Origin of the sequence: Halomonas litopenaei (assembly GCF_003045775.1) — a bacterium.
GTDB classification, from domain to species: Bacteria; Pseudomonadota; Gammaproteobacteria; order Pseudomonadales; family Halomonadaceae; genus Halomonas; species Halomonas litopenaei.
The window spans coordinates 1-1,905 of sequence record NZ_PXNS01000029.1 but is presented as its reverse complement, the minus strand read 5'-3'; the positions used below and the strand labels follow the sequence as shown (position 1 = coordinate 1,905).

Sequence of the window (1,905 nt, the reverse complement as noted above, 5' to 3'; positions counted from 1 at the left end):
CGTATCCGTCAATTGATTCGAGACATCATCGACCAAAACCCTTTGGGTGTTATATGGTCAAGCCTCACGGACCATTAGTACCGGTTAGCTCAACGCCTTGCAGCGCTTCCACACCCGGCCTATCAACCAGCTGGTCTTGCTGGGTCCTTTAGGAGGCTCAAGGCCTCAGGGAGATCTCATCTTGAAGGGGGCTTCCCGCTTAGATGCTTTCAGCGGTTATCCCGTCCGTACATAGCTACCCGGCAATGCCACTGGCGTGACAACCGGAACACCAGAGGTACGTCCACTCCGGTCCTCTCGTACTAGGAGCAGCGCTTCTCAAATCTCCAACGCCCACGGCAGATAGGGACCGAACTGTCTCACGACGTTCTAAACCCAGCTCGCGTACCACTTTAAATGGCGAACAGCCATACCCTTGGGACCGACTTCAGCCCCAGGATGTGATGAGCCGACATCGAGGTGCCAAACACCGCCGTCGATGTGAACTCTTGGGCGGTATCAGCCTGTTATCCCCGGAGTACCTTTTATCCGTTGAGCGATGGCCCTTCCATACAGAACCACCGGATCACTAGAACCTACTTTCGTATCTGCTCGACGTGTCTGTCTCGCAGTTAAGCACCCTTATGCTCTTGCACTCACTGCACGATTTCCAACCGTGCTGAGGGTACCTTCGTGCTCCTCCGTTACTCTTTGGGAGGAGACCGCCCCAGTCAAACTACCCACCACACACGGTCCTCGAACCGGATTACGGTCCTGAGTTAGAACGCCAATGATGCCAGGCTGGTATTTCAAGGTTGGCTCCACCCCATCTGGCGACAGGGTTTCAAAGCCTCCCAGCTATCCTACACAAGCAACATCAGCGTCCAGTGTGAAGCTGTAGTAAAGGTTCACGGGGTCTTTCCGTCTAGCCGCGGGTACACAGCATCTTCACTGCGATTTCAATTTCACTGAGTCTCGGGTGGAGACAGCGTGGCCATCATTACGCCATTCGTGCAGGTCGGAACTTACCCGACAAGGAATTTCGCTACCTTAGGACCGTTATAGTTACGGCCGCCGTTTACCGGGGCTTCGATCAGGAGCTTCGCGTGAGCTAACACCATCACTTAACCTTCCGGCACCGGGCAGGCGTCACACCCTATACGTCCGCTTGCGCGTTTGCAGAGTGCTGTGTTTTTAATAAACAGTTGCAGCCACCTGGTATCTTCGACCGCGTCAGGCTCCGGTCGCGAGGACCTTCACCCTAATGCGGCGTGCCTTCTCCCGAAGTTACGGCACCATTTTGCCTAGTTCCTTCACCCGAGTTCTCTCAAGCGCCTTGGTATTCTCTACCTGACCACCTGTGTCGGTTTGGGGTACGGTCTCACAGTATCTGAAGCTTAGAGGCTTTTCCTGGAAGCGTGGCATCGATGACTTCCTGACCGTAGTCAGTTCGTCTCGCCTCTCGGCCTTAAGGATCCGGATTTACCTGAATCCTCAGCCTACCGGCTTTCACCAGGACAACCAACGCCTGGCTCACCTAGCCTTCTTCGTCCCCCCATCGCAATACTGTGAGGTACGGGAATATTGACCCGTTTCCCATCGACTACGCCTTTCGGCCTCGCCTTAGGGGCCGACTCACTCTGCTCCGATTAGCGTCGAACAGAAACCCTTGGTCTTCCGGCGGGGGAGTTTTTCACTCCCCTTGTCGTTACTCATGTCAGCATTCGCACTCGTGATACCTCCAGCATGCTTCTCAACACACCTTCATCGGCTTACACGACGCTCCTCTACCGCGTGTTCGCATCCTTAAAATGACTCAGGCCGTTCACCTTGCCCTACCCGACTCAACGTTCGGGAAGCGCTTTGCCATCGCTTCGCGATGGCAGCGAACTGACACTATCGAATCACCTTAAGTGATGCGAACAC

Annotated in this window: 1 rRNA gene; it reads right to left on the bottom strand. The window is 54.8% G+C overall.

The window, feature by feature from the left end:
* Positions 1–53: 53 nt before the first annotated feature.
* Positions 54–1,905: ribosomal RNA gene (locus C6W88_RS21750) — 23S ribosomal RNA — on the bottom strand; the annotation flags it as partial.